The sequence below is a fragment of the Nocardia gamkensis NBRC 108242 genome (assembly GCF_001612985.1).
Classification (GTDB): Bacteria; Actinomycetota; Actinomycetes; order Mycobacteriales; family Mycobacteriaceae; genus Nocardia; species Nocardia gamkensis.
Genome location: NZ_BDBM01000035.1, coordinates 53,221 through 77,822 on the forward strand (window position 1 = coordinate 53,221; position 24,602 = coordinate 77,822).

Annotated in this window: 23 protein-coding genes; 10 read left to right on the plus strand and 13 right to left on the minus strand. The window is 69.4% G+C overall.

Translation table 11 applies throughout. The annotated features are described in order from the left end of the window. Positions 1-3 precede the first annotated feature (3 nt). The 8 genes from NG1_RS25440 to NG1_RS25475 all read right to left on the minus strand — a co-directional run bounded on the left by NG1_RS25440 (position 4) and on the right by NG1_RS25475 (position 8,642). Positions 4-1,257, minus strand: coding sequence for a cysteine desulfurase (locus NG1_RS25440; RefSeq protein WP_062974843.1), 1,254 nt, complete (start codon positions 1,255-1,257; stop codon positions 4-6). Position 1,258: 1 nt separating this feature from the next. After that, positions 1,259-2,077 carry a Fe-S cluster assembly ATPase SufC gene (gene sufC, locus NG1_RS25445; protein WP_062974845.1) on the minus strand — a complete coding sequence of 273 codons (819 nt, stop codon included), beginning with the start codon at positions 2,075-2,077 and terminating at the stop codon, positions 1,259-1,261. Positions 2,078-2,117: 40 nt separating this feature from the next. Then, entirely contained in the window at positions 2,118-3,296 is a 1,179-nt protein-coding gene (gene sufD, locus NG1_RS25450; protein ID WP_062974847.1) for a Fe-S cluster assembly protein SufD, read from the minus strand. Further along, the gene (gene sufB / locus NG1_RS25455; RefSeq protein ID WP_040867452.1) at positions 3,296-4,732 is read right to left on the minus strand and encodes a Fe-S cluster assembly protein SufB; all 1,437 of its coding nucleotides are present in this window, start codon (positions 4,730-4,732) and stop codon (positions 3,296-3,298) included. Before sufB ends, sufD begins: the two co-directional genes overlap by 1 nt. Beyond that, on the minus strand, positions 4,729-5,529 hold the full coding sequence (locus NG1_RS25460; RefSeq protein ID WP_373686159.1) for a helix-turn-helix transcriptional regulator: 801 nt from the start codon (positions 5,527-5,529) through the stop codon (positions 4,729-4,731). The genes sufB and NG1_RS25460 overlap by 4 nt, the downstream gene beginning before the upstream one ends. A 313-nt stretch (positions 5,530-5,842) precedes the next feature. Next, positions 5,843-6,862: a zinc-dependent alcohol dehydrogenase gene (locus tag NG1_RS25465; RefSeq protein ID WP_062974848.1), complete on the minus strand. Its 1,020-nt coding sequence runs from the start codon at positions 6,860-6,862 to the stop codon at positions 5,843-5,845. A 31-nt stretch (positions 6,863-6,893) separates the two neighbouring features. Further along, the gene (locus NG1_RS25470) at positions 6,894-7,586 is read right to left on the minus strand and encodes a TetR/AcrR family transcriptional regulator (protein ID WP_084499184.1); all 693 of its coding nucleotides are present in this window, start codon (positions 7,584-7,586) and stop codon (positions 6,894-6,896) included. Between the two features lie 195 nt (positions 7,587-7,781). Beyond that, positions 7,782-8,642 carry an NmrA family NAD(P)-binding protein gene (locus NG1_RS25475; protein ID WP_062974849.1) on the minus strand — a complete coding sequence of 287 codons (861 nt, stop codon included), beginning with the start codon at positions 8,640-8,642 and terminating at the stop codon, positions 7,782-7,784. A 68-nt stretch (positions 8,643-8,710) separates the two neighbouring features. Between NG1_RS25475 and NG1_RS25480 the strand changes: the two genes are divergently transcribed. The 8 genes from NG1_RS25480 (at position 8,711) to NG1_RS36960 (ending at position 16,492) form a co-directional block, all read left to right on the plus strand. Further along, positions 8,711-9,439 (plus strand): TetR/AcrR family transcriptional regulator, encoded by a 729-nt coding sequence (locus NG1_RS25480; protein WP_062974852.1) that lies wholly within the window; start codon positions 8,711-8,713, stop codon positions 9,437-9,439. Positions 9,440-9,459: 20 nt separating this feature from the next. Next, positions 9,460-11,169, plus strand: a complete 1,710-nt coding sequence (gene mptB / locus NG1_RS25485) for a polyprenol phosphomannose-dependent alpha 1,6 mannosyltransferase MptB (protein WP_210750731.1) — start codon at positions 9,460-9,462, stop codon at positions 11,167-11,169. A gap of 73 nt (positions 11,170-11,242) precedes the next feature. Beyond that, on the plus strand, positions 11,243-12,175 hold the full coding sequence (locus NG1_RS25490; protein ID WP_062974856.1) for an ABC transporter ATP-binding protein: 933 nt from the start codon (positions 11,243-11,245) through the stop codon (positions 12,173-12,175). After that, entirely contained in the window at positions 12,172-12,963 is a 792-nt protein-coding gene (locus tag NG1_RS25495) for an ABC transporter permease (protein ID WP_062974857.1), read from the plus strand. Before NG1_RS25490 ends, NG1_RS25495 begins: the two co-directional genes overlap by 4 nt. Before the next feature lie 66 nt (positions 12,964-13,029). Next, positions 13,030-14,004, plus strand: a complete 975-nt coding sequence (locus tag NG1_RS25500; RefSeq protein WP_062974858.1) for a COX15/CtaA family protein — start codon at positions 13,030-13,032, stop codon at positions 14,002-14,004. Between the two features lie 207 nt (positions 14,005-14,211). Then, positions 14,212-15,195: a prolyl aminopeptidase gene (pip, locus tag NG1_RS25505; RefSeq protein ID WP_062974859.1), complete on the plus strand. Its 984-nt coding sequence runs from the start codon at positions 14,212-14,214 to the stop codon at positions 15,193-15,195. A gap of 152 nt (positions 15,196-15,347) precedes the next feature. Next, entirely contained in the window at positions 15,348-16,232 is an 885-nt protein-coding gene (locus tag NG1_RS25510; protein WP_062974860.1) for a universal stress protein, read from the plus strand. Positions 16,233-16,327: 95 nt separating this feature from the next. Then, complete coding sequence (locus NG1_RS36960) at positions 16,328-16,492, plus strand: hypothetical protein (protein WP_157114224.1); 165 nt, start codon at positions 16,328-16,330, stop codon at positions 16,490-16,492. 39 nt (positions 16,493-16,531) lie between these two features. On the opposite strand, the gene NG1_RS25515 is transcribed toward NG1_RS36960, so the two are convergent. The 3 genes from NG1_RS25515 to NG1_RS25525 form a co-directional block, all read right to left on the minus strand. Then, complete coding sequence (locus NG1_RS25515; protein WP_062974861.1) at positions 16,532-18,763, minus strand: serine/threonine-protein kinase; 2,232 nt, start codon at positions 18,761-18,763, stop codon at positions 16,532-16,534. 309 nt (positions 18,764-19,072) lie between these two features. Continuing rightward, entirely contained in the window at positions 19,073-19,885 is an 813-nt protein-coding gene (locus NG1_RS25520; protein ID WP_084499185.1) for a transporter substrate-binding domain-containing protein, read from the minus strand. A gap of 3 nt (positions 19,886-19,888) precedes the next feature. Further along, positions 19,889-20,239, minus strand: coding sequence for a hypothetical protein (locus NG1_RS25525; protein WP_062974865.1), 351 nt, complete (start codon positions 20,237-20,239; stop codon positions 19,889-19,891). A gap of 61 nt (positions 20,240-20,300) precedes the next feature. Here NG1_RS25525 and NG1_RS25530 point away from each other — a divergent pair, with 61 nt between their 5' ends. Next, positions 20,301-21,266: a quinone oxidoreductase family protein gene (locus NG1_RS25530; protein WP_062974868.1), complete on the plus strand. Its 966-nt coding sequence runs from the start codon at positions 20,301-20,303 to the stop codon at positions 21,264-21,266. 42 nt (positions 21,267-21,308) lie between these two features. Here NG1_RS25530 and NG1_RS25535 read toward each other — a convergent pair whose 3' ends face one another. Next, complete coding sequence (locus NG1_RS25535; protein ID WP_218019000.1) at positions 21,309-21,911, minus strand: TetR/AcrR family transcriptional regulator; 603 nt, start codon at positions 21,909-21,911, stop codon at positions 21,309-21,311. Positions 21,912-21,995: 84 nt separating this feature from the next. Here NG1_RS25535 and NG1_RS25540 point away from each other — a divergent pair, with 84 nt between their 5' ends. Then, the gene (locus NG1_RS25540) at positions 21,996-23,411 is read left to right on the plus strand and encodes an FAD-dependent monooxygenase (protein WP_062974869.1); all 1,416 of its coding nucleotides are present in this window, start codon (positions 21,996-21,998) and stop codon (positions 23,409-23,411) included. Here the strand turns inward: NG1_RS25540 and NG1_RS25545 are convergent. Next, entirely contained in the window at positions 23,404-24,393 is a 990-nt protein-coding gene (locus NG1_RS25545) for a heme o synthase (RefSeq protein ID WP_062974898.1), read from the minus strand. The two genes, NG1_RS25540 and NG1_RS25545, sit on opposite strands and share 8 nt — an antisense overlap. Positions 24,394-24,602: the final 209 nt, after the last annotated feature.

A 24,602-nucleotide genomic window follows, 5' to 3' on the forward strand; every position in this document is an offset into this window, starting at 1 on the left:
GTCTTATGCAACTCCGAAGAAGCTCTGGGCCTTCCGCACGGCGGCGACCAGCGCGTCCACCTCGGCGACGGTGTTGTAGACCGCGAACGAGGCGCGCGCGGTGGCGGCGACGCCGAAACGCCGGTGCAGTGGCCACGCGCAATGGTGGCCCACCCGGATCGCGACGCCCTCGTCGTCCAGGATCTGCCCGACGTCGTGCGCGTGAATGCCGTCTACCACGAACGCCACGGCGCCGCCGCGGTCGACGTTCTCGGTGGGTCCGATGACGCGCACGCCGTCGATCTCGGCCAGCCCTTCCAGCGCCGCGCCGACGAGCGTGTGCTCGTGCGCCGCGACGGCGTCCATGCCGATGCGTTCGAGATATCGCACGGCCGCGCCCAATCCGACCACCTGCGAGGTCATCGGCACCCCGGCCTCGAAGCGCTGCGGCGGCGGAGCGTAGGTGCTGTGGTCCATGAAGACCGTCTCGATCATGGAGCCGCCGGTGATGAACGGCGGCATCTCCTCGAGCAGCGCGCGGCGGCCGACGAACACGCCGACGCCGGAGGGACCGAGCATCTTGTGCCCGGAGAACGCGGCGAAATCCACGCCCAGCGTGCGGAAGTCCACCGGCATGTGCGGCACCGACTGGCAGGCGTCGAGCACGACCAGCGCGCCTACCGCCTTCGCGCGGCGCACCAGTTCCTCGACCGGCGCCACCGCGCCGGTGACGTTGGACTGGTGGGTGAACGCGACCACCTTGGTGGCGGGCGACAGTTCCAGCGAGTCCAGGTCGATCCGGCCGTCCTCGGTCACGCCGTACCACTTCAGCGTGGCGCCGGTGCGGCGGGCCAGTTCCTGCCAGGGCACCAGATTCGCGTGGTGTTCCAGCTCTGTGATGACGATCTCGTCGCCGGGACCCACGTGGTGCGGGAACCGGTCGTCGGCGAGCGCGTAGGTCACCAGGTTCAGCGACTCGGTGGCGTTCTTGGTGAAGACGATCTCGCCCACGTCCACGCCGACGAACCGCGCGATGTCGGCCCGCGCGCCCTCGTAGGCGTCGGTCGCCTCCTCGGCCAACTGGTGCGCCCCGCGGTGCACCGCGGAGTTGCTGGTGATCAGGAACTCGCGTTCGGCTTCGAGCACCTCGATCGGCCGCTGCGCGGTCGCGCCGGAGTCCAGGTACACCAACGGTTTCCCGTCCCGGACCGTGCGGTTCAGGATCGGGAAGTCGGCCCGGATGCGGGCGACGTCGAGGGTGCGGACCGTAGCGGTCATGTCAGGCTCCGGCGGTTGCAGACTGGGGGATGGCAGTCGGCGAAGCCGACGGGGCGGGTGAACCTTGCGTGAAACGAACGTAGCCGTTGGCGTCGAGTTCCTCGGCGAGTTCGGCGCCGCCCTCGGCGACGATGCGGCCGCCGACGAACACGTGCACGAACTCCGGCTGGATGTAGCGCAGGATGCGGGTGTAGTGCGTGATCAGCAGGACACCGCCGTTCTCGCGCTCCTTGTAGCGATTGACGCCCTCGGAGACGATGCGCAGCGCGTCGACGTCCAGGCCGGAGTCGGTCTCGTCCAGGATGGCGATCTTCGGCTTGAGCAGGCCCAGCTGGAGGATCTCGTGGCGCTTCTTCTCACCGCCGGAGAAGCCCTCGTTCACGCTGCGGTCGGCGAAGGCGGCGTCGATCTCCAGTTCGCTCATCGACTCCTTCACCTCCTTGACCCAGTGCCGAAGCTTCGGCGCCTCGCCGCGCACGGCGGTGGCGGCGGTGCGCAGGAAGTTCGACATCGAGACGCCGGGAACCTCGACCGGGTACTGCATGGCGAGGAACAGGCCCGCACGCGCGCGCTCGTCCACCGACATCGCCAGTACGTCCTCGCCGTCGAGGGTGATCGAGCCGGAGGTCACGGTGTACTTCGGGTGACCGGCGATCGCGTAGGACAGCGTGGACTTGCCGGAGCCGTTCGGGCCCATGATGGCGTGCGTCTCACCGGACTTCACGGTGAGGTTCACGCCCTTGAGGATCTTGATGGGCTCGCCGGACTCGTCGGGGTTGGCGACCTCGACGTGCAGGTCCTTGATTTCCAGGGTGGTCATCGAATTCGAATTCCTTTGCCGAATATGGGGTCGTCGTTGATCAGGCGCCGATGGCGGCGAGTTCGGCCTCGATGGCCGCCTCCAGCCGGTCTCGGATTTCGGGCACCGCGATCTTCTGGATGATCTCGTGGAAGAACCCGCGCACCACCAAGCGGCGGGCGGCGTCCTCCGGGATGCCGCGGGCGCGCAGGTAGAACAGCTGCTCGTCGTCGAACCTGCCGGTCGCGGACGCGTGTCCGGCGCCGACGATCTCGCCGGTCTCGATCTCCAGGTTCGGCACCGAGTCCGCGCGGGCGCCGTCGGTGAGCACCAGGTTGCGGTTCACCTCGAAGGTGTCGGTGCCCTCGGCGGCGGCGCGGATGAGCACGTCGCCCACCCACACGGTGCGGGCGTCGCCCTTCGGGGAGTTCGGATCGCCTTGCAGCGCACCCTTGTACAGCACGTTCGACTTGCAGTTCGGCACCGCGTGGTCGACCAGCAGGCGCTGCTCGAAATGCTGGCCCGCGTCGGCGAAGTAGAGGCCGAGCAGTTCGGCGTCGCCGCCGGGGCCGTCGTAGCGGACGTTGCCGGTCAGGCGCACCAGGTCGCCGCCGAGGGTGACCGAGATGTGCCGCAGGGTGGCGTCGCGGCCGATCTCGGCGTGGTGCGCGGTGGCGTGCACCGCGTCGTCGGCCCAATCCTGCACGGCCACGACGGTCAGCTTGGCCGAATCGCCGAGCACGAATTCCACGTTCTCCGCGTAGGTTCCGCTGCCGCGCTGGTCGATGACCACCGTGACCTTGGCGAAGGCGTCCAGCCGGATCTGCAAGTGGCCGTAAGCGGTCTTGCCCTCGCCGGGTCCGGTGATGGTGACGACCACCGGCTCGGCGACCTCGATCTCCTCGCCGACCGACACGACAGTGGCCTGCTCGAAGCCCGAGTATGCCTGCGCGGCAACGCGGTCCGACGGCACACCGGCCTCGCCGAGCCTGCTGTCGGTCCGGTCGACCGTCTCCACGGTCACGCCCTCGGCCGCCGCGACATCGACAGTCGCGTGGCCGTCGCGAACCGCGGTGCCGTCCTGCAATCCGCGCAAGCGGCGCAGCGGCGTGAACCGCCACGCCTCGTCCTTGGCGGAAGGCACCTCGAAGGCGTCGACGTCGAACGAGGTGAAGACTTCGCCCTTGTTGACCGCGGGGGTGCGACCTTCGGCGGCTTCGGCAATGTTCTCCACGGCCATCAGCCGACGGCTCCTTCCATTTGCAGTTCGATCAGGCGGTTCAGTTCGAGCGCGTACTCCATCGGCAGTTCCTTGGCGATCGGCTCGACGAAGCCGCGCACCACCATCGCCATCGCCTCGTCCTCGGTGAGGCCGCGGCTCATCAGGTAGAACAACTGGTCCTCGGAGACCTTCGAGACGGTCGCCTCGTGACCCATGGTCACGTCGTCCTCACGGATGTCGACGTAGGGATAGGTGTCCGAGCGGCTGATCGTGTCGACCAGCAGCGCGTCGCACTTCACCGTCGACTTCGAGCCGTGCGCGCCCTTGTTCACCTGGACCAGGCCACGGTAGGAGGCCCGGCCGCCGCCGCGCGCCACCGACTTCGACACGATGGTCGAGGAGGTGTGCGGCGCGAGATGGAGCATCTTCGCACCGGTGTCCTGGTGCTGGCCCTCGCCGGCGAACGCCACCGAGAGCACCTCGCCCTTGGCGTACTCGCCGGTCATCCAGACCGCCGGGTACTTCATGGTGACCTTGGAACCGATGTTGCCGTCGATCCACTCCATAGTCGCGCCCGCCTCGGCCTTGGCCCGCTTGGTGACCAGGTTGTAGACGTTGTTCGACCAGTTCTGGATGGTGGTGTAGCGGCAGCGGCCGCCCTTCTTCACGATGATCTCCACCACCGCGGAGTGCAGCGAGTCGGACTTGTAGATCGGCGCGGTGCAACCCTCGACGTAGTGCACGTAGGCGCCCTCGTCGACGATGATCAGGGTCCGCTCGAACTGGCCCATGTTCTCGGTGTTGATCCGGAAGTAGGCCTGCAGCGGAATGTCGACGTGCACGCCCGGCGGAACGTAGATGAACGAGCCACCCGACCAGACAGAGGTGTTCAGCGCGGAGAACTTGTTGTCGCCCGCGGGGATCACCGTGCCGAAGTACTGCTGGAAGATCTCCGGGTGCTCCTTCAACGCGGTATCGGTGTCGAGGAAGATGACGCCCTGCTGCTCCAGATCCTCCCGGATCTGGTGGTAGACGACCTCGGACTCGTACTGCGCGGCCACACCGGAGACCAGCCGCTGCTTCTCCGCCTCGGGGATGCCCAGCTTGTCGTAGGTGTTCTTGATGTCCTCGGGCAGTTCGTCCCAGGTCGCGGCCTGCTTCTCGGTCGAACGCACGAAGTACTTGATGTTGTCGAAGTCGATTCCGTCGAGGTTGGAGCCCCACAGCGGCATCGGCTTGCGATCGAAGATGCGCAGCGCCTTGAGCCGCTGCGCGAGCATCCATTCCGGCTCGTTCTTCTTCGCCGAGATGTCGCGGACAACCGCCTCGGACAGACCTCGTTGCGCGCTGGCGCCGGCCACATCCGAATCGGCCCAGCCGTAACCGTATTTGCCCAGCGAGGCGATGGCCTCTTCCTGGGTGAGCGGTTGCACCTGGTCGGTGGTCGTCGTCATTCGGCACTCCTTCCGGAGTCGTTCGTTCGTACCGCTGCGGGCTGTGCAGCGGTTGGTACTGAAGTTCCGGTCCGGTCGGCGGGCAGGACCAGCAGCGGCACGTGCGTGGTGCACGCGCAGTCGCCGTTGGCGATCGTGGCCAGCCGCTGCACGTGCGTGCCGAGCAGCTCCCGGAACGCCTCGAGCTCCGCCGCGCACAGCTGAGGGAACTCCTCGGCGACGTGTGCCACGGGGCAGTGGTGCTGGCAGATCTGCACGCCCGCGCCCACCTTGCGGGTGGTGGCGGCGAACCCGGCGTCGGTGAACGCCTCGGCGATCTCCTCGGCCTTGGCCTCGGTCTGTTCGGTGGTGTGCTCACCGACCGGTTCGATCCCGGCCACGATAGTGCGTGCTCGTTTGCGGGCGAACTCGGTGATCGCCTGTTCGCCGCCGATCTCCCCGAGCTGCCGGATCGCTGCCCCCGCCAGATCGTCGTAGGCGTGGCCGAGGTCGCCTCGTCCGGCCGCGGTGAGCTGGTACTGCTTGGCCGGGCGGCCCCGGCCCTTCTGCTGCCAGGGCGCCGATCGAGTCGCTCGCGCTCGGCCGGAGTCGATCAAGGCGTCCAGATGCCTGCGCACGCCCGCCGGGGCGAGGCCGAGCCTGTCCCCGATGGCGGTGGCGGTGATCGGTCCTTCCTCCAGCAGCAGCTGGACGATGGCCGCTCGGGTATGCCCTTCGCCGCCGACCGCCGCGGGCGCAGCAATCGACCCGGCACCGGTCCGGCGACCAGCCCCTTCGTCGTTCCTCCGCAAACCCACGGTTTTCACAACATCAGTGTGGCGGAATTCGTTCCGGAAATCTAATAAGGGTGCCCTGAGTCAGCGGCGCGATCGACCTGCGGGGATTCCGGTCCCGCGGTGGGTCACGCCCCGATCATCCAGACAGGTGTCCAACGGCGCGACACTGGGCCCGAAGCCGCCTTTCCCGCCTGACCTGCGCAGAGAAAACGCTGATCGAACCGGCCGGCGCGAGTGGGCGCGAACTCGGAACCGCCGCGACCGCCCCTGCGGCGTGATCGTCGCCACCGGACGCCGGGTCGCGACGGTCCGCAGTGCGATTCGTCACAGACGTTCAGCGCACGGCCACCAGTTTCATCGGCGTCTCGAGCAGCGCCTCCATGGAGTCCTCCCACGGGACCGTCGCTGTGGTGACCAGCGACGGATCGAAGCGACCGGCCGCCACGAGATCGAGGACCTCGGGAATGACCGGGCGCACGTGCGCGCGGCCGGTATGAAAGGTGCAGCAGCGGGTGTACATGCCGAAGAGCGGCAGCGCGACGTCTTGCGCTTGGACGCTGACGCTCGTGCACCAGCCGTCGTACGCCGTCGCGTCGATGGCCCCGCGCAACGCTTTCGCCCCGCCCGCCGCCTCTACGACGATCGGGAACCGCCCCACCCGCGCGTCCCGGGGCCCTTCGATCGCTTCCGCGCCGAGCGACTTCGCGATGTCCAGCCGCCGGCCGGAGTCGTCGAGATAGACCACCCGGGCGGAGCCGAGGGCGACGGCGAGCCCGGCGGCGTACAGACCGATCGACGGAGCGGCGGGGCCGCCGATGACCAGCGCTTCGGCGGCCGGATCGTCGGCCAGCTGCGGGCCGACCGAGCGATAGGCGTCCGGGATGTTGTCGCTCGCGCTGGCCACCGCGGCCGGGTCGACGCCGGAGGGCAGCCGCACCAGCATGGCGTCCGCGTGCGGCACCAGCGCCAGGTCGGCCCACAGCCCGCCCCAGTCCAGCCCGCCCATGGCGCCGAGGCCGAACGAGGACAGCCGCGGATGGCTCACGCAGTTCCCGGTCCGCCCGCGTGCGCACGCCCGGCACGCGCCGCAGGAGATCTGGAACGGCACCACCACCAGGTCGCCCACGGCGACGGCGCGTACCTCCGGCCCGATCTCGACGACTTCCGCCACTCCCTCGTGCCCGAACGGATACGGACCGGGCAGCGGGAAGGCTCCGCGCAGAACGGCCGGGTCGATGTCACAGGTGGCCAGCGCGACGGGCCGCACCAGCGCCTGGCCGGGCCCGCTCAGCACGGGTTCGGGATGTTCTTCCCAGCGCATCGCACCAGGACCGGTCAGCATCAGACGCTTCATCGTCCGAGTGTCGCTAGAACGTTCTTTCTAGTCAAGCGTTCCGTGCCGTATCGCCTTGCTGAGCAGGAGTATCCGGAAATTTTCCGGGACGCGTGGCGGCGGCGGACTCGCTGGTGGCCGCCGCACGGCGCGGCGCGGGCTCTGGACCGCCGATCCCCGCCGCCGCGAACGTCGACCGGATCAGCCGCTCCATCGACTTCGCCACCGTGCGCAGCGGGGCGTCCGACTGCCGGATCCGGGCCAGGATCGTGGCGCCCTCATAGGCGGCGACCACCGTCGTGGCCAGCTCTGCCGCCTCCTCGCCGCCGAGCCCGAGTTCGGCGAGCAGTCCGGCGAAGGCCTGCTCCATCGCCTCGAAGGCGTGCACACAGGCCGAGCGCACCGCCTCGACGTCGCTGCCACCGTCCAGCGCGGGCGTCCCGACCGGGCATCCGTCGGTCCACTCCGAGTCCGCGAGCTTGCCGACCATGAATTCGAACAGCGTGGCCAAGGTGGCGAACACATCGGTGGGCGCCTGCCGGATCATCCGGCCGGTCAGCACGCCGGTCCCGGTGATCGCCGCGACCGCGATCTCCTCCTTACCCCCCGGAAAGTGGTGGTAGATCGAGCCATACGGCAGTTCGGCCGCCTCGCTCAACGCCTTCAGACCGAACCCGTGATACCCGTGCCGCGCCAGCAGCCCGGACGCGGCCACCTCGATCCGCCGCCTGGACTCCGAAACCATCTGTCGATTGTGCCCCGCGAGCGGGGCAGGTCCGATCGGAACGACCAGGGTCCGTTCGCGGTGCGGGATCGTCGGCCGAATCAGGCCGGGGACCCGGAACTCCCGGGGTGCCGCACATTCGGCAGGTGCCGACAGCGCCTTGTCCCCGAGGAGTGCAATTGATCGTGTGCGGTCCAGGCCACGCGTAGGTCGTGCTCAGCGTGTGGTGGCCGCCGACAGAATCGAGCTGACCGGTATGGCGGGGTGCTGGAGAAGGCTTTCGAGGTGGCCGGTGGTCGTGGCGAACTCCCCGCGGCGGGCGGCCCGGAACATGCCGAGGAGCATGGCGGCCCGCTCCTCGGGGACGCCGTGAGCGACCAGGGAAGCGGCCCATTCGGAGTCCTCGGCGACGACGCGGCGGATCGTTCGTCCGCTCTGTTCGGTGAGAATAGCGGCGATGTCGGCGAGGTCGAGGGCCTCCGGTGCGGTCAGCGGCGGGGTCGGCCCGTCGAACCGGTCCTCGTCGGCGAGGATGATCGCCGCCGCTTCGGCGAGGTCGGCATGGGCGGTCCAAGAGACGGGGCCATCGGCCGGTGCGATCAGTTCACCGGTGTCCAGCGCCGAGCCGAGCAAGAGCGGGACCGTGCCGGCGTAGAACCCGTTGCGCAGTGCGGTGAACGGTATGCCCGCCGCAGCCAGGTAGCGCTCGGTCGCGGCGTGATCCGGCATGGGCTCGAACACCGAATCCTCGGCGGCGGCCTGATGGCTGGTGTAGAGGATGCGTCCGGCCCCGGCCGCTCGTGCGGCGTCGATCGCAGCGACGTGCGCGGCGACGGCCGCCTCCCCGGTCAGGTTCGCCGAGACGATCAGCACTTGGTTTGCGCCTTCGAATGCCTCGGCCAGGGATGACGGGTCGGTGAAGTCGCCGCGCCGCACCCGCACACCGCGGGCGGCCAACTCGCCCGCCCGGTCGATATCGCGGACGCTGACGCCGACCCGAGCGGCTGGTACCCGCTCCAGCAGCCGATCGACGATCTGAGAGCCGAGCAGTCCCGTGCCTCCGGTAACGATGATCATCGGCACTCCTTAACAATGATAATATCGATGTTAGCAACGCTGATATTAGCACCGATTAAGATGGCCGCATGGCAGAGTCGAGGTCGAGCAGCGCGAGCAGGCACGAGACCAGGGAGCGCATCGTCGAGGTGGCTGGGCGGCTGTTGCGCGAACAGGGCCCGCACGCTGTCACCACCCGCGCGGTCGCGCACGCGGCCGGCATGCAAGCACCGACCATCTACCGGTTCTTCGACGACAAGGACGCGTTGCTCGATGCCGTCGCCGAGCACGTCTTCGCGACCTACGTGGCGGGCAAGGCCCGCGCCGACGAGCAGGGCGACCCGGTGGCCGACCTTCGCGCCGGATGGGACATGCACATCGACTTCGCACTGACCAATCCGGCGGTCTTCTCGATGCTCACCGACCCCCACCGCGGGACCGCCTCACCCGCCGCGGCCGCCGGGCTGCAGGTGTTGCGCGCCCGGGTGCATCGCGTCGCTGTGGCCGGCCGGCTCCGGGTAGGCGAACGCCGCGCCGTCGAACTCGTCCACGCCGCCGGGACCGGGGCCGCCCTGGCCCTGTTGTCCGTCCCGCCACAAGACCGTGACCTCGGGCTTGCCGAAGCGATGTACGAGGCGGTGACCCACGCGATCCTGACCGACGTCCCACCACTTTCCGCCGGCGACGCCACCGCGGCCGCACTACGAGCCGCCGCACCGGAATTGCCGATGCTCACCGACGCCGAACGCGCCCTGCTGTCGGAATGGCTGGGACGAACCTACGACAACCCCACCGGCGACACTCCCCGTCCTCGCTGACATCGGCCCGACAGACCGGGATGCGCGCACCAACTAGGCTGCGTTGCGTGGCGGTACTGGACGGCGCGCGGCGCAGGACACTGGCGGTCGGGCGCCGGGCACTCGGACTCGACGTGCCCGCGGCCGATCACACCATCGCGGTGCTGCACAGCGACGAGTCGGAGGTGCCCGGTCTCGACCGCAAGGAGCTGGCGCAGCTCGACCGGATCCGCCTGATGGGCGCGACGGGCACGGTGCTGATGGCGATCAGCGCGCTCGGCATCGGCGCGCAGCCGGTGCACCAGAACCCGACCTCCGGCGTCCGCGTGCTGGGCATCTTCGCCCGCGCCCACACCGGCTCACTGGCCATGTGCATGACCGGCACCGTCGTGGTCGTGCTGGCCTGGCTGCTGCTCGGCCGATTCGCGATCGGCGGCATCGGCGGCTCCCCGATCCACCGGCTGACCCGCTCGCAGCTGGACCGCACGCTGTTGCTGTGGCTGATCCCGCTCAGCGTCGCTCCCCCGCTGTTCAGCAACGACGTCTACTCCTATCTGGCACAGAGCGAGATCGCCGCGCGCGGCATCGACCCGTATCAGGAAGGCCCGGTCGCGGGACTCGGGATCGACAACGTCCTCACCAACAACGTGCCGACCATCTGGCGCGACACCCCCGCGCCCTACGGTCCGCTGTTCCTCTGGATCGGCCGTGGCATCGCCGAACTCACCGGTGACAACATCATCGCGGGCGTGTGGGTGCACCGGATCCTCGCGCTCGGCGGCGTCGCGCTGATCGTCTGGGCGCTGCCCCGGCTCTCGGTGCGCTGCGGCGTCGCGCCGGTGAGCGCGCTGTGGCTCGGCGCGGCCAACCCGCTGGTGCTGTTCCATCTGGTCGGCGGCGTGCACAACGACGCGCTGATGCTCGGCCTGATGCTGGCGGGCTTGGAGTTCTGCCTGCGCGCCATCGAGGACACCCACCCGTTCGACGGCCGGGCCTACGCGTGGCTGATCAGCGGGGCGATCATCATCACGCTGTCGTCATCGATCAAGTTCACCTCGATCATCGTGCTCGGGTTCGTCGGGATGGCGCTGGCGCGGCGCTGGGGCGCCTCGCTGCGCACGGTCGCCATCGCCGCGGCCATGCTCGGCGCGATCGCCATCGGCACAACGCTTTTCATCAGTTCGGTCAGCGGGCTCGGATTCGGCTGGATCTATACGCTGAACACCGCGAGCGTGGTGCGCAGCTGGATGTCGCTGCCTACCGTGCTGGGCATCATCACCGGGTTCGGCGGTGTGCTGCTCGGACTCGGCGATCACACCACCGCGCTGCTGAGCATCACCCGCCCGATCGCGGCGGTGGTCGCGGGCTTCTTCACCGTCCGGATGCTGGTCGCCACCGGCACCGGGCGGCTGCATCCGGTCGGCGCGCTGGGCGTGGCGCTCGGTGCGATCGTGCTGCTGTTCCCGGTGGTGCAACCCTGGTACCTGCTGTGGGCGATCGTGCCGATGGCGGCTTGGGCGACCCGGCCGGTGTTCCGGGTTCCGGCGGTGGCGTTCTCGGCGATCGTGAGCGTCATCCTGATGCCGCGCGGCGCCGATCTGGAGGTGTTCCAGATCGTGGGCGCCGCGATCGCCACCGTGATCGTCGGGGTGCTGTTCATCGTGATCACGCGCAACTCGCTGCCCTGGCGTGGGCAGACGGGGGTGTCGGCTCCGTCACAGGTGCCCACCTCCTACGGTGTGACATCGTGACCGAGCGTGGCGAGGGAGCCATCTACACAGCATCACCGGGTGCGCCGAAACCGAGCGCCCGCGAGGCTGAGTCGTGACCACGACTTCCGGACCGGCCGTCAGCGTCGACGCCGTCGTCAAGCGGTACGGCGAGACCACGGCCGTGGACGGACTGACGTTCGAGGTCGAACCGGCACGGGTGCTCGCGCTGCTCGGCCCGAACGGCGCGGGCAAGACCACGACGGTGGAGATGTGCGAGGGATTCGCCACGCCGGACGCGGGCACGGTGCGCGTGCTCGGCCTGGATCCCGTCGCCGATTCCGAACGGCTACGCCCCCGCATCGGCGTCATGCTGCAAGGCGGCGGCGCGTATCCCGGTGCGCGAGCGGGGGAAATGCTCGATTTGGTGGCCGCCTACTCCGCGGATCCGCTCGACCCGGATTGGCTGCTGCGCACGCTCGGCCTCCAGGACAACCGCCGCACCCCCTACCGCCGCCTCTCCGGCGGCCAGCAGCAGCGGCTCGCCCTCGCCTGCGCGCTGGTGGGCAAACCGGAGATCGTGTTCCTGGACGAACCGACCGCGGGCCTGGACGCCCAGGCCCGGCTGATCGTCTGGGAGCTGATCGACGCCCTGCGCCGCGACGGGGTGACCGTCGTGCTGACCACGCACATGATGGACGAGGCCGAGCAACTCGCCGACCAGCTGGTGATCATCGACCACGGCCGCATCGTCGCCTCCGGCACCCCCGCCGAGGTCACCGCGCACGGGGCGGCGGGGCAGCTGCGGTTCAGCGCGCCGCCCAAACTGGACCTGGAACTGCTGGCGAACGCCCTGCCCGAAGGGTTCGCGCCCCGGGAGACCACCCCCGGCACCTATCTGGTGGAGGGCGAGATCAATCCGCAGGTGCTCGCGACCGTCACCGCGTGGTGCGCGCGAATGAACGTGCTGGCCACCGACATCCGGATCGATCAGCGCCGCCTCGAAGACGTCTTCCTCGAATTGACCGGACGGGACCTGCGCGGATGAGCGAGCATGACGCGACCGCCAACCGATTCACGCCGGGCACCTTCGCCCCCGGCCCGCGCCCGAGCAGCCGCGCCGCGATGCTGTTCGCGCAGACCAGGCTCGAGCTGATCCTGTTGCTGCGCAACGGCGAACAACTTCTACTGACCATGTTCATTCCGATCACCCTGCTGGTCGGCCTGAGCCTGCTGCCGTTCGGCGATCTCGGCGCGCACCGGGTGGACAAGATCGTGCCCGCGGTGATGATGGTGGCCGTCATGTCCACCGCGTTCACCGGTCAGGCCATCGCGGTCGGCTTCGACCGCCGCTACGGCGCGCTCAAGCGGCTCGGGGCGACGGCGCTGCCGCGCTGGGGCGTCATCGCGGGCAAGAGCGCGGCGGTGCTCATCGTGGTCGTGCTGCAAGCCGTCCTGCTCGGCCTCATCGGCTTCGCACTGGGCTGGCGACCGCAACCCGTCGGGCTGCTGCTGGGCGCGGCGGTGATCGCGCTCGGCACCGCGACCTTCGCGGCGATGGGCCTGCTGCTGGGCGGAACCCTGAAAGCCGAGGTCGTGCTCGCGCTGGCCAACATCCTGTGGTTCGTCATGCTCGGCGTCGCCAGCATCGTGTTCGCCGCCGACGACCTGCCCGCCGTGGTGAGCGTGCTCGCCCGGCTGGTGCCGTCCGGCGCGCTGGCCGAAGCGCTGGAAACCGCGATGGACACCGGTGTCGACTGGTTCGGGATCGCCGTTCTCGCGGTATGGGGCGTGGTGTCGGGCGTCGCGGCCACCCGCCTGTTCCGCTTCCACTGAGTCTCAACGACGAAATGTAGTAGACCGGGTGAAGCCGCCGGATCCGGCCCGGCTACCATTTTCGACGTGCTGTATCGCGCGTTCTTGCGACTCGTCGACAAGCTGCCACTGCCCTCGCTGCGAGCGCAGCGCCTGATCGCGCTCGCGGTCGTCCTCTCGCAAGCGGGCATCTCGGTGACCGGCGCCGTCGTACGGGTCACCGCGTCCGGTCTGGGCTGCCCGACCTGGCCGCAGTGCTTCCCCGGCAGCTTCACCCCGGTCGCGGTGTCGGAGGTTCCCGCGATCCATCAGGCGGTCGAGTTCTCCAATCGGCTGCTCACCTTCCTGGTCACCCTGTGCGCCGCCGCGATCGTGCTGGCCGTGACCAGGGCGCGCCGCCGCCGCGAGGTGCTGGTGTACGCGTGGCTGATGCCCGGCGGCACCGTCGTGCAGGCGATCATCGGCGGCATCACCGTGCGCACCGGATTGCTGTGGTGGACCGTGGCGACCCACCTGCTCGCGTCCATGGTGATGGTGTGGCTCGCGATGGTGCTGTACGCGAAGATCGGCGAGCCCGACGACGGCATCGAGGCCGTGCGCGCGCCCGCGCCGCTGCGCTGGCTCACCGCGCTCGCCGGGGTAGCGCTCAGCGCAGTCCTGGTGGCGGGCACCCTGGTGACCGCGGCGGGTCCGCACGCGGGCGACAAGAGCATCGAGCGTCAGGTGGAGCGGTTGCAGGTCGAGATCGTCACCCTGGTGCATCTGCACTCGCAGCTGCTCGTCGGGTATCTCGCGCTGCTGGTCGGCCTGACGTTCGGCCTGTTCGCGGTCGGCATCGCACCCGCCGTGCGCACCCGGCTGTTCGTGCTGCTCGCCGTGGTGTGCTCGCAGGCGCTGGTCGGCGTCGTGCAGTACTTCACCGATGTCCCCGCGGCGCTGGTCGTCGTGCACGTGGGCGGGGCCGCGGCGTGCACGGCCGCCACCGCCGCACTGTGGGCTTCGCTGCGCACGCGCGAGCGGGTCACCGCCCCGAAGCCGGACCCGGCGACCCAGGCCGCCTGAGCGAGCCCGCGCTTGCGGCGGTCGTCCAGACCGCCGCTGGTGAACGAGCCGCTCGGGAGGCGGTGAGCGGTTCGGACCGCGATCACGACACCGGCTTCGGCATCCACGTCATGCCCGGCGCGACCCCGCACATCCCCACAGGTGTCCGAAGCCCACGATTTCGCGACGCCGGGCGGTGATCCACGCTCGGCGGTAGCGTGATCGGTCGTGTCCACGCCTGAGCCGCGATCCGATGCGCCGCAGCCCTTTCCCGATATCGAGCCCTATGCCCACGGGCTGCTCGACGTCGGAAACGGCCAGCGGATCTACTGGGAGACCAGCGGTAACCCGAACGGCAAACCCGCGCTGGTGGTGCACGGCGGGCCGGGCGGCGGTGGACGGCGCGCAGCGCGGAAGAGCTTCGACCCGGCGGCCTACCGGATCGTCCTGTTCGATCAACGCGGCTGCGGGGAGAGTCTGCCGCACGCCTCCGACCCCGCGGTCGACCTCGCGCACAACACCACGCATCACCTGATCGCGGACGTGGAACGGCTGCGCGAACACCTCGGGATCGACCGGTGGCTGCTCTACGGCGGGTCCTGGGGAGCGACGCTGATCCTCGCCTACGCGCAGCGCTTTCCCGAGCGAGTCGGCGAGATCGTGCTGGCCGGTGTCACCATGACCCGCCAAGAGGAGATCGACTGGCTCTACCGCGACGTCGCGCGGCTGCTGCCCGAGCAGTGGGAGACCTTCCGCACCGGCGTCCCGCTCGCCGACCGCTACGGCGATCTCGTCGAGGCCTACCGGCGGCTGGTGGAAAGTCCCGACGCCGCCACCCGCGAGTCGGCGGCGCGGCGGTGGTGCGCATGGGAGGACGCGGTGATCGCGCACGAAAACCTCGGCAGCCCCGGGCAGTACAGCGCGAAACCGGATGCCGCGCGCATGGCGTTCGTCCGGATCTGCACGCATTACTTCGCGAACGCGGCCTGGCTGGAGGACGGGCAGTTGCTGCGCGACGTGCACCGGCTGACGGGCATTCCCGGCGTGCTGATTCACGGCCGACTCGACCTGAGTGCCCCGCTGTACACCGCCTGGCAGCTGGCCCAGGCGTGGCCCGAAGCGGAATTGCGGGTCATCGATGATTCCGGGCACACCGGCAGCCCGGCCATGGGTGCGGCCGTCCGGCGCGCGATCGCCCGGTTCGCGCGGTAGCCCCTGCGGGCTCGGGTGAGCAAGACGACGAGGTCCGTACCTTCGGCGAAGGTCTTAGGTCCTCCCCATCGGGGGCCACCGCCCCCGGCGCGGACGGTCGGCAGGCTGGGAATGTAAGAGTCGAACCCGCCGGAACCGTGATCGGAGCACAGATGCGCACACCAGTCGACCGACACTCGATCGTCGTCGGAATCGATGGCAGCCCCGCCGCCGTAGGCGCAGCGCGCTGGGCGGGAGCCATCGCGAATCGGCAGCATGCCCCGCTGGTACTGCTCGGTGTCGTTCCCGCGCTCGACTTCCCCCTGACCACCTCGGTCTTGGCCGAGGTCGACCTGCTTCCCGAGCTGCGAGCGGCGGCGAAGAACAAGGTCCGAGAGGCATTCGAGGCCGTACGCGCCGAGCAGCCGGAGCTGGAGATCCGCCAGATCGTCGAAGAAGGCACGCCCGCACGCGAGCTGATCGAGCACAGCGCGGGCGCACGCATGGTCGTCGTCGCGGCGAAAGCGCAAGACCGGCTCTCCACGCTGCTGCTCGGATCCACCGCGCTCACGGTCGCCAACAAGGCGAACTGCCCGGTGACGGTGTGGCGCGGCCGGCTCGATCAGCCGCTACCGGACGAGCGACCGGTTCTCGTCGGCGTCGACGGGAGCCCCGGTGGCGCCGCCGCGATCGGCGAGGCATATGAGCTGGCCTCCGCACTGGGCGTCGAAGTGGTCGCCTTACACGCGTGGAACGACCCGGACCTGCTGCAATGGACTCCGGTGCCCGACACGTGGATCGCGCTGGCCCAGCAAGAGAAGGAACTATTGTCCGAGCGTTTGGCCGGATGGAGCGACAAATTCCCCGACGTCGCGATCACCCAAGTGGTCGAGAAGGCCACGCCCGCACAAGCCCTGCTCGAGCACGCCGAGAAAGCGCAGCTGGTGCTGACCGGCAGCCGCGGGCACAACCGTCTCACCGGACTCCTGCTCGGATCGACGAGTCAGAATCTGCTGCACAACGCGGCGAGCCCGGTGGTGATCTGCCGTGAGCGGTAGGACAGTGCGCAGCGCACGGTCGCCTGTCCGCCCGGTTGCCTTCCGACTCCCCCACCGACTTGGCGCCCCTCGGACCGGTCGCGGAGGTCTCGGGCTTGGCAATGGTGGTCGCCGCGCTCGCCGCCATGACGAGGATTCCGGCCTGGACAGCGGACTACGGCGTCTTGGTGGTCGCGGCCGCGATCCTCTATCTCGCCATAGCAGCCGGGCTGGTGCACTGGGGTGTCGAACATCAGGGCGAGTGTTCCCGCGACACCTGAGCGCGCCTCGTGCGCGACCGTGCTGGGCGTGTGCGTGGGTCAGCGCACGCCCGCCGCCGGTCCCCGGACCACCCGCTGCAACGCGCGCAGGTCCGCGTCGAGCGTTCGGTACAGCCAGTACACGGCGACGAAGGCGAGTCCGCCGACCGCGCACAAGCCCAGGACCGAATCGCGCACCAGTGGAAGTTCCTCGGGTTCGAGCAGGCTGAATCCGGCCAGCACCCCGACCAGCGGCACGGAGGCCGTGACCGCGAGATACACCGTGGTTCTCCGCCGCAGCGTGCGAATATCACCGGAGTCGAGTGCGGTCGCGCGGCTATAGCGCAGATAGACCGGATAGACGCAGCGGACGATGTAGAACGTCGACAGGAAGAAGGTGTAGGCGACGGAGATGATGCCCGCCATGAAAACGGTCATCGCCGCGTGGATCACCAGCCGCGCGGGAAGATCGGTGAGCCACAGGCACAGGAAGACCCCCGTCACGGTCGCCGAAACCCCGGTCTGGAAGGTGTTCAGCGCGCACATGTCACCCCAGAACAGCGTTCGCGACCGCACTCGCGCGAGCAGCGCGTCGTCATAGCGTCTGCCACTGCGCAAGCCGCGGGGAACCGCGATCAGATCACGCGACATATACGCGTAGATGACGATCGACAGCGTCCCCGCGATGAGAACGAAAACGTAGACGCCCATGTTGAGTTGGGCATTGGTGGCATCGGACAGGCGCTCCCTGATCAGTTCTTGAACGTGCACCGCCATGTAGACCGTGGCCAGTCCGACGCCGACCAGCGAGGACAGCCACAAGATGGGGGTGGGTCTGCGGGAAAGTCGTGCGCGCCAGCTGTCCGGGGGCGGATAGACCAGATCGCGTGCCCTCTGCTCCAAGCACAAGTCGAGCTGCTGAGCCAGTTCCGAACCGGACGAGTAGCGGTCCGCGCGGTCGGGCGACAGACAGGTCAGCAGTACCCGGCGCAGCGCCATGGGGCAATCCGGCGGCAGCTCCGACAAGAACGCAGGCTCGACGGGGCTGCGCCGCAGTTCGATCATGCGGGCCAGCGACGTCTGCGAATCACCCGCGGACGTTTCGTCCGCGAAGGGGCGCCGCCCGGTGAGCAACTCCCACAGCATGACGGCCAGCGCGAAGATGTCACTGCGCGTGTCCAGTTCCCCCGCGGTCGCCGGGAGACCCGGATGACAGGCTTCGAGCTGTTCGGGCGACATGTACGCCAGCGATCCGCCGAAGTACGCCAGCGGACTGGTGCCCTTGACGCGTTTGCTGAAGCTGACGTTGAAGTCGGCCAGCTTCGGGCTTCCCTCGGCGCTCAGCAGCACATTCGCGGGTTTGATGTCGCGATGCAGCACCCCTCGTTGGGACGCGTGCTGTAGGGCGTCCGCGAGTCGGCGGCCCAGCCAGGCGACGGTCTCCGGCCAGGTCAGTGCGGCGATCCGCGCCCGAACGGCGGATTCGGTGGGCCGGACCTCGCCCTTGTCGGCGAGCACCTCGTCGATGGCGTCTAGCAGTAATTGCCCACCACGCTGCTGCGGTGGCGTCGCGCGCGCCAGGCGCAGCACGTCGAGCAGCGTCCCTCCGGGGAGGTACTGCATGTAGAGCAGCTTCAGCTCGTCGTCGGCGATGAGCCGCTGATCGAAGATGCGCACGATGTATTCGTGGTCCAGCTGGGCGAGGGTTTGCGGCTCGTTGCCGTGGTTGTGCGAGATCTTGACCGCGACCAGTCGCTGCATCGATTGCTGGCGAGCGAGATACACCTGGGCGAACGCGCCCACCCCGATCCGCATGAGGAGGTCGAAATCGTCGACCTGGTCGCCGACGTCGATGGCGTCGAGCGCGACCTGGGCACTCGGGCGAGCGATCATCGTGCTGCGGTAGTCGCTGGTGAGCCCGTCGAGTTCCGCGGCGGCCGCGGTGGCGGTGGCGGTCAGGTCGGTGGTGTCGCCGCTCTGCTCGCCGCGGCGCATGGCGTGGTATTCCTCGTAGACCAGATCGGCCGGGAAAGGACCATTGCGCAGTTCGGGGAACTCCGCGCGGTAGTCGATGAGCCGCTTGGGAAAGTGGTAGCGCAGCCAGCGGTACTCGAGGTCGACCTTGATCAGTTCGATCAAGATCGTGTGCCGCTCGGCTTGCTCGGCGGGTAGGTAAGCGGACAGGTCGGGCGGGGAGCCGGCCGCCCAGGCCTCCGAGAACTGCGCCACGACGGCTGCGAGCGCCGCGCGGGTTCGTTCGGCTGAATCGACCAGGTCGATCGGCTCACGCATCGGTAGCTCGGAATCAGCCAGGATCGTTCATACGGCGGCTACGCACGGTGCGTCCTGCCTCGTTGGTCTCCCACAGCAGCTCCTCGAGTTGAAGGGCCCTGTTAAAGGGTATCGCCGAGCCAGGGGTGGGCGCTGCGTCTGCGCGAGATGCGGCAAACAAGTCATTTTGCCGACGATTCGCCGGGCCCGCTCGCTTCAGATATCCCGCCCACCGCCACAGTGTCCCGATGAGGGCACGGGACGGTTCCGGAAGTCGGCAGCCCCGCGACTTCGGCGCTGTCCATCGCGCTCCCCGGACGGCGAACGGATTCAGCCGACGGAGGCGTTCGGCCCGATCCATTGCTCGAACAACCGGTCCACCGCGCCGGTCGCGAGCCGGGTCGCCAGGTAGGCGTCCACCAGCGCCGCGAGGACCGGATCGTTCTGACGCACCAGCAGCACCTTCCCGAACGAGTCGAACGGCGTTTCGGGATGCAGCACTTGCAGGTCCGGGTGCTGACGCACGCGGTAGCGGCCCTCGACCGAATCGGTGACGAACACGTCGGCACGGCCCTGTTCGACTTCGCCGAAGATCGTCAGATTGTCCGGCCACAAGGTGAGTTGCGCCTCGGGGAAGTTCTTGCGCGCGAATTCCTCGTTCGTCCCACCGCGATTGGCGATCACGCGCACACCGGGACGGTTGATCTCCGCGATGGTCGAGTAGGCCGCGCCGTTCGCTCGATGGGTGATCGGGGCCTTGCCGTCGGTCCCGTAGGTGATCGAGAAGTCGGCGAACGCCCGGCGCGACGGCAGGTCGGAGATGCCCCCGACCGCGAGATCGCAGTTCCGTTCGGCGAAGTCCGTCTTCAGGGTCGCCCAGGTCACGGGCACGAACTCGAGCGGGCGGCCGAGCAGTGCGGCGAACCCCCGCGCGAGGTCGACGTCGACACCCCGGTAGCCGCCCGCGTCATCTCTGATCGAGTAGGGCGGATAGTCGCCGGGCGTGCAGGCGCGCAGCACGTTCGAAGTCTCCGACGGCTGCGCGGCCGCCGGGATCGCCGGGATCGCCGCTGCGACAAGAGCTGTCCACCCCGCGACGAGCACCGCCCCGATGCGGCCGGGCAGCGTCACTCGGCTACGCACCGATCACTTCTCGTTGCGCGCCTTGGGAAAGCGAGACTGCTTGGCGACCCAGCCCGCCATCTTGGCCCAGTGGCCCTTGCGGGGGGTGACGATCGAGCTGAGTTCCCGGTCCCATTCGTCCGCCTCGGTGAGGCCGTCGATGGTCTCGATCACTGCCTTGGCGGTTTCCCCATCCGCAACGACCCGGTCGCCGAGGACGCCGTCGGCGCCGACCAAGGTGACGCGCACGCCCGCGCGACCGATGGGCTGGAGCACGGCCGTGGCCGATCCGCCGTGGTCGGCGACGAACCCTTTGACGGACTCCACGAGGGCGCCCGGCAGCTTCGCCGGCGCCGTGACGGTTTCAGTACTCATGGCAGGCAGTTTACCGACCGGTAGGCCCCACGCCCGCCGCGCGGGTGTAGAACTAAAACACATGCGCGCCATTCAGGTTTCCGAACACGGTGGTCCCGAGGTCCTGAAGTACGTCGAGGTGCCCGATCCGCGGATCGGACCGGACCAGCTGCTGGTCGAGACGCGGGCGATCGGTGTCAACTTCATCGACACCTACATTCGCACCGGACGCTACCCCCAGGACGTTCCGTACATCCCGGGCGCGGAGGGCACCGGCGTGGTCGTGGAGGTCGGCTCGGACGTCACCGAGTTCGCGGTCGGCGACCGGGTGGCGTGGTCGGCCGCGCCGGGCAGCTACGCGCCCCAAGTTGCGGTGCCCGCGGCGGTCGCCATCCCGGTGCCGGACGGCGTGGACCCGCCGGTGGCCGCGTCGGCGCTGTTGCAGGGCATGACCGCGCACTATCTCATCGAGTCGATCTACCGGCCCGAGCCCGGCGAGACGGTGCTGGTGCACGCGGGTGCGGGCGGCGTCGGCCTGATCCTCACGCAACTGCTCACGGCACGCGGTGTGCGGGTGATCACGACGGTGTCCACCGACGAGAAGGAGACGCTCTCGCGCGCGGCGGGTGCCGCGGAGGTGCTGCGCTACGGTGACGACCTCGCCGAGCGGGTGCGCGCGCTCACCGACGGCGTGGGCGTGGCGGCGGCCTACGACGGCGTCGGCGCGGCCACCTTCGAGGCGAGCCTCGCCGCGTTGCGCGTGCGCGGCACGCTCGCCCTGTTCGGCGGCGCGAGCGGCCCGGTGCCGCCGTTCGACCTGCAACGGCTCAGCACGGCCGGTTCGCTGTTCGTCACCCGGCCCACGCTGGCGCATTACACCCGCGACCGCGCCGAGCTCACCTGGCGCGCGGGTGACATCCTCGACGCCATCGCCGAGGGCACGCTGAACATCCGGATCGGCGCCACCTACCCGCTCGCCGACGCCGAACGAGCACACCGCGACCTGGAAGGCCGCAAGACCACCGGTTCCATCGTCCTGCTGCCGTGAGCCGCCGACGGTGGGCGACCCGACGAGTCGCTCACCGTCGCATCAGTAGTCGCGGCCGGTGAGACCGCGATAGATGAAGCGGGTCAGGCCTTCCACGGCCTGCTCGTCGGTCAGTTCGACGTTTCCTTCCTCGACCGCCGCCAGCAGGCTCTGGGTGAGCAGGAACATCATCGCCAGGCTGGCATCGGCGGTGCTCGGCAGCCGCAATCCCCGGTCGGCGAAGCCCGCCACGTGATCGGCGATGTCCGCGCGCTGCTGGATGCCGAAGCGCGCGACCATCCGCGCGAATTCCTCGTTGACCAGGGCGGCCTGATTCACCGCGCGCAGCACGGGCGCGTGCTCCCGCGCGAAGGTCCAGTACCCGGCGACGTGATAGCGCACCGACTCCGGATCGCTGAAATCCGGGTTGTGATCCGGCCCCTCCGCGCGCTCGTCCCCCGCCGCGGCCAAGTCGTTCAGCAGGGCCTGAAGCAGTTCTTCCTTGCTCGCGAAGTGGTTGTAGAACGACCCGGCCGCCCGGCCCGCGGTGGCCGTGATGTCGGTGATCTTGGTGTTCAGGTAGCCGCGCTCGGCGAACAAGCGCAACGCCGCGGCCTTCAACGCCTGCTCGGTCTCGGCCGACTTCTCCTTGCGGCTCAGCGACACCCACCTCACCTCCTTGACAAGGCAACGTACCAAGAGTGAGACTGAATTCGTATTCACTGAATTATCATTCACCAGGAGAAGCTCATGGCACAGCTCGTTCTCGTCGCCGGCGCAGGCCCCACCGGTCTCACCCTCGCCCTCGATCTCGCTCGCCGCGACATCCCGGTTCGCATCATCGACAAGGCGGCCACGTTCTTCGCGGGCTCCCGCGGCGACGGCATCCAGCCCCGCACACTGGAAGTCTTCGACGACCTGGGGGTACTGGACGCGGTGCACACGGCCGGGATGCCGACACCGGTGATGCGGGTGCACCTCGGCGGCGAGTTCGTCACCGAGCGCAGGATGAGCGAGCCGGTCGAGCCCACCCCGGCTGTCCCCTACCCCAACCCGTGGGTGCTCGGCCAATCGCAGACCGAGGCGATCCTGCGCGCTCGCCTCGCCGAATTCGGCGTGCGCGTGGAGCTGGGTACCGCACTGGCCGCCTTCGACCAGGACGACAGCGGCGTCACGGCGACGCTGGAACGCGACGGCGTGCGTGAGACTCTGCGCGCCGCGTACCTGGTGGGCGCCGACGGCGGCAAGAGCACCGTCCGCAAGGCGCTGGGCATCGCGTTCGAGGGCGAGACCGACGAGTCGCTGCGGATGCTGCTCGGCGACGTGCGCGCCGACGCGCTCGACCACGAATTCGGCTACTGGTTCGCCGCCGCCGACCAGCCGATGCAGGGCATCGCGCTGTCCCCGCTGCCCGGTGGGCGGCACTTCCAGTTCGCGGCGCCGCTCACCGCGGACGAGCAGCCGAGCCTGGAACTGCTGCAACGGTACGCCGACCGCTACTGCGGGCGCGACGACGTCACGCTGACCGACCTGACCTGGGCGACGGTCTGGCGGCCCAATATCCGTCTCGCGCAACGATTCCGGGACGGCCGGGTCTTCCTCGCCGGGGACGCCGCGCACGCGCATCCGCCCACCGGCGGCCAGGGATTGAACACCGGCATCCAGGACGCCTACAACCTCGGGTGGAAGCTGGCCGCCGCCCTGGCCGGTGACGACACCCTCCTGGACAGCTACGAGACCGAGCGCAGGACGGTCGCCGCCAGGGTGCTCGGGCTGAGTTCCGAACTGCTGGACAAGCTGATCGACGGCGACGAGGACGCGATGCGGCGGGGACCGGAGACCCAGCAGCTGGACATCAGCTACCGCGACCCGGCCGTGCGCGACCAGCCGGCGACCGGCGACCGGGCGCCGGACGCGCCGGTGAAGGACGACGCGGGGCGGCCGGTCCGGTTGTTCGACCTGTTCCGCGGGCCCCACGCGACTGTGCTGTCCTTCGGCACGCCGCCTGCGGCCGGACCGGACGCGTATGCGGTTGTTCGCCCGGGGACACCGGTGGCCGGGCCGCATGTGGTGGACGTCGACGGGCACGCTTTCACGGCCTATGCCGCGGTCGAGGGCACCCGGGTGCTCGTCCGCCCGGACGGCTACATCGGCGCGATCAGCTGAAGAAGCTGCCGATGGTGTCCCAGCCGAGCACCGAGTCCACCGCGAGGCCGCAGAACACCACGGCCAGGTAATTGTTCGACTGGAGGAACAGCCGCAGCGGCTTCACCGATTCGCCGCGCCGCACGCCCGCGTACAGCTGGTGCGCCATGAGCAGGAACCACGCTCCGGCCACCAGAGCCACGGCCGTGTAGATCACGCCGGTGGCGGGCGCCAGGGCGAGAGTGGTGAGCACGGTCAGCCAGGTGTAGACGACGATCTGCTTGGTGACCGTCCGCTCGGTGGCGACCACCGGCAGCATGGGCACGCCCGCCGCGCGGTAGTCCTCCTTGTAGCGCATGGCCAGCGCCCAGGTGTGCGGCGGCGTCCAGAAGAAGATGACGCCGAACAGCGCGAGGGCGGGCCAGCCGATGCCTCCGGTCACCGCCGACCAGCCCACGAGCGCGGGCATGCAGCCCGCCGCGCCGCCCCATACCACGTTCTGCGAGGTGCGGCGCTTGAGGCCCAGCGTGTAGACGAAGACGTAGAACAGGATCGTCGCGACGACGAGCAGGCCGCTGAGCAGGTTGGCCTGCCACCACAGCCAGGCGAAGGAGCCGAGGCCGAGCACGACGCCGAAGACGAAGGCGTTGCGGGTGGGCACCGCCTCCCGGGCCAGCGGCCGCTTGGCGGTGCGCTTCATGACCTTGTCGATGTCGGCGTCGGCGACACAGTTGAGCGTGTTCGCGCTCGCCGCGCCCATCCAGCCGCCGAACAGGGTCGCGAGGATCAGGCGGATGTCGACGGTGCCGCGATCGGCGAGCAGCATGGTCGGGATCGTGGCGACCAGCAGCAGCTCGATCACCCTCGGCTTGGTCAGCGCGATGTAGGCCAGCGCCCGTCGCATCAGCCGGGACGGTAGGCCGGGACCCGTGAACCGGTCGGCCAGCGCCGTCGCGGAGGAGCCGTGCGCATCATCGCCACCCGGCCGTTGCCCAATCCGCACTGTCTCTCCTCGCACGCTGTGCATCGCATCCGGCATGGACCAGCAGTGCGCTGGTTCCGGTGGTACGGACGAGCCCGCGCCGGACTTCCGTCCGCCCCGGCGCCCCTGCCGACCGGTGCGGCGCGACTACTACTACAAAGGATGGTAGACCCCCGCCGCCCCCGCCCCTTTCCTCGCCCCCGCGCAACGGCACCGGTATGTGACGCGCC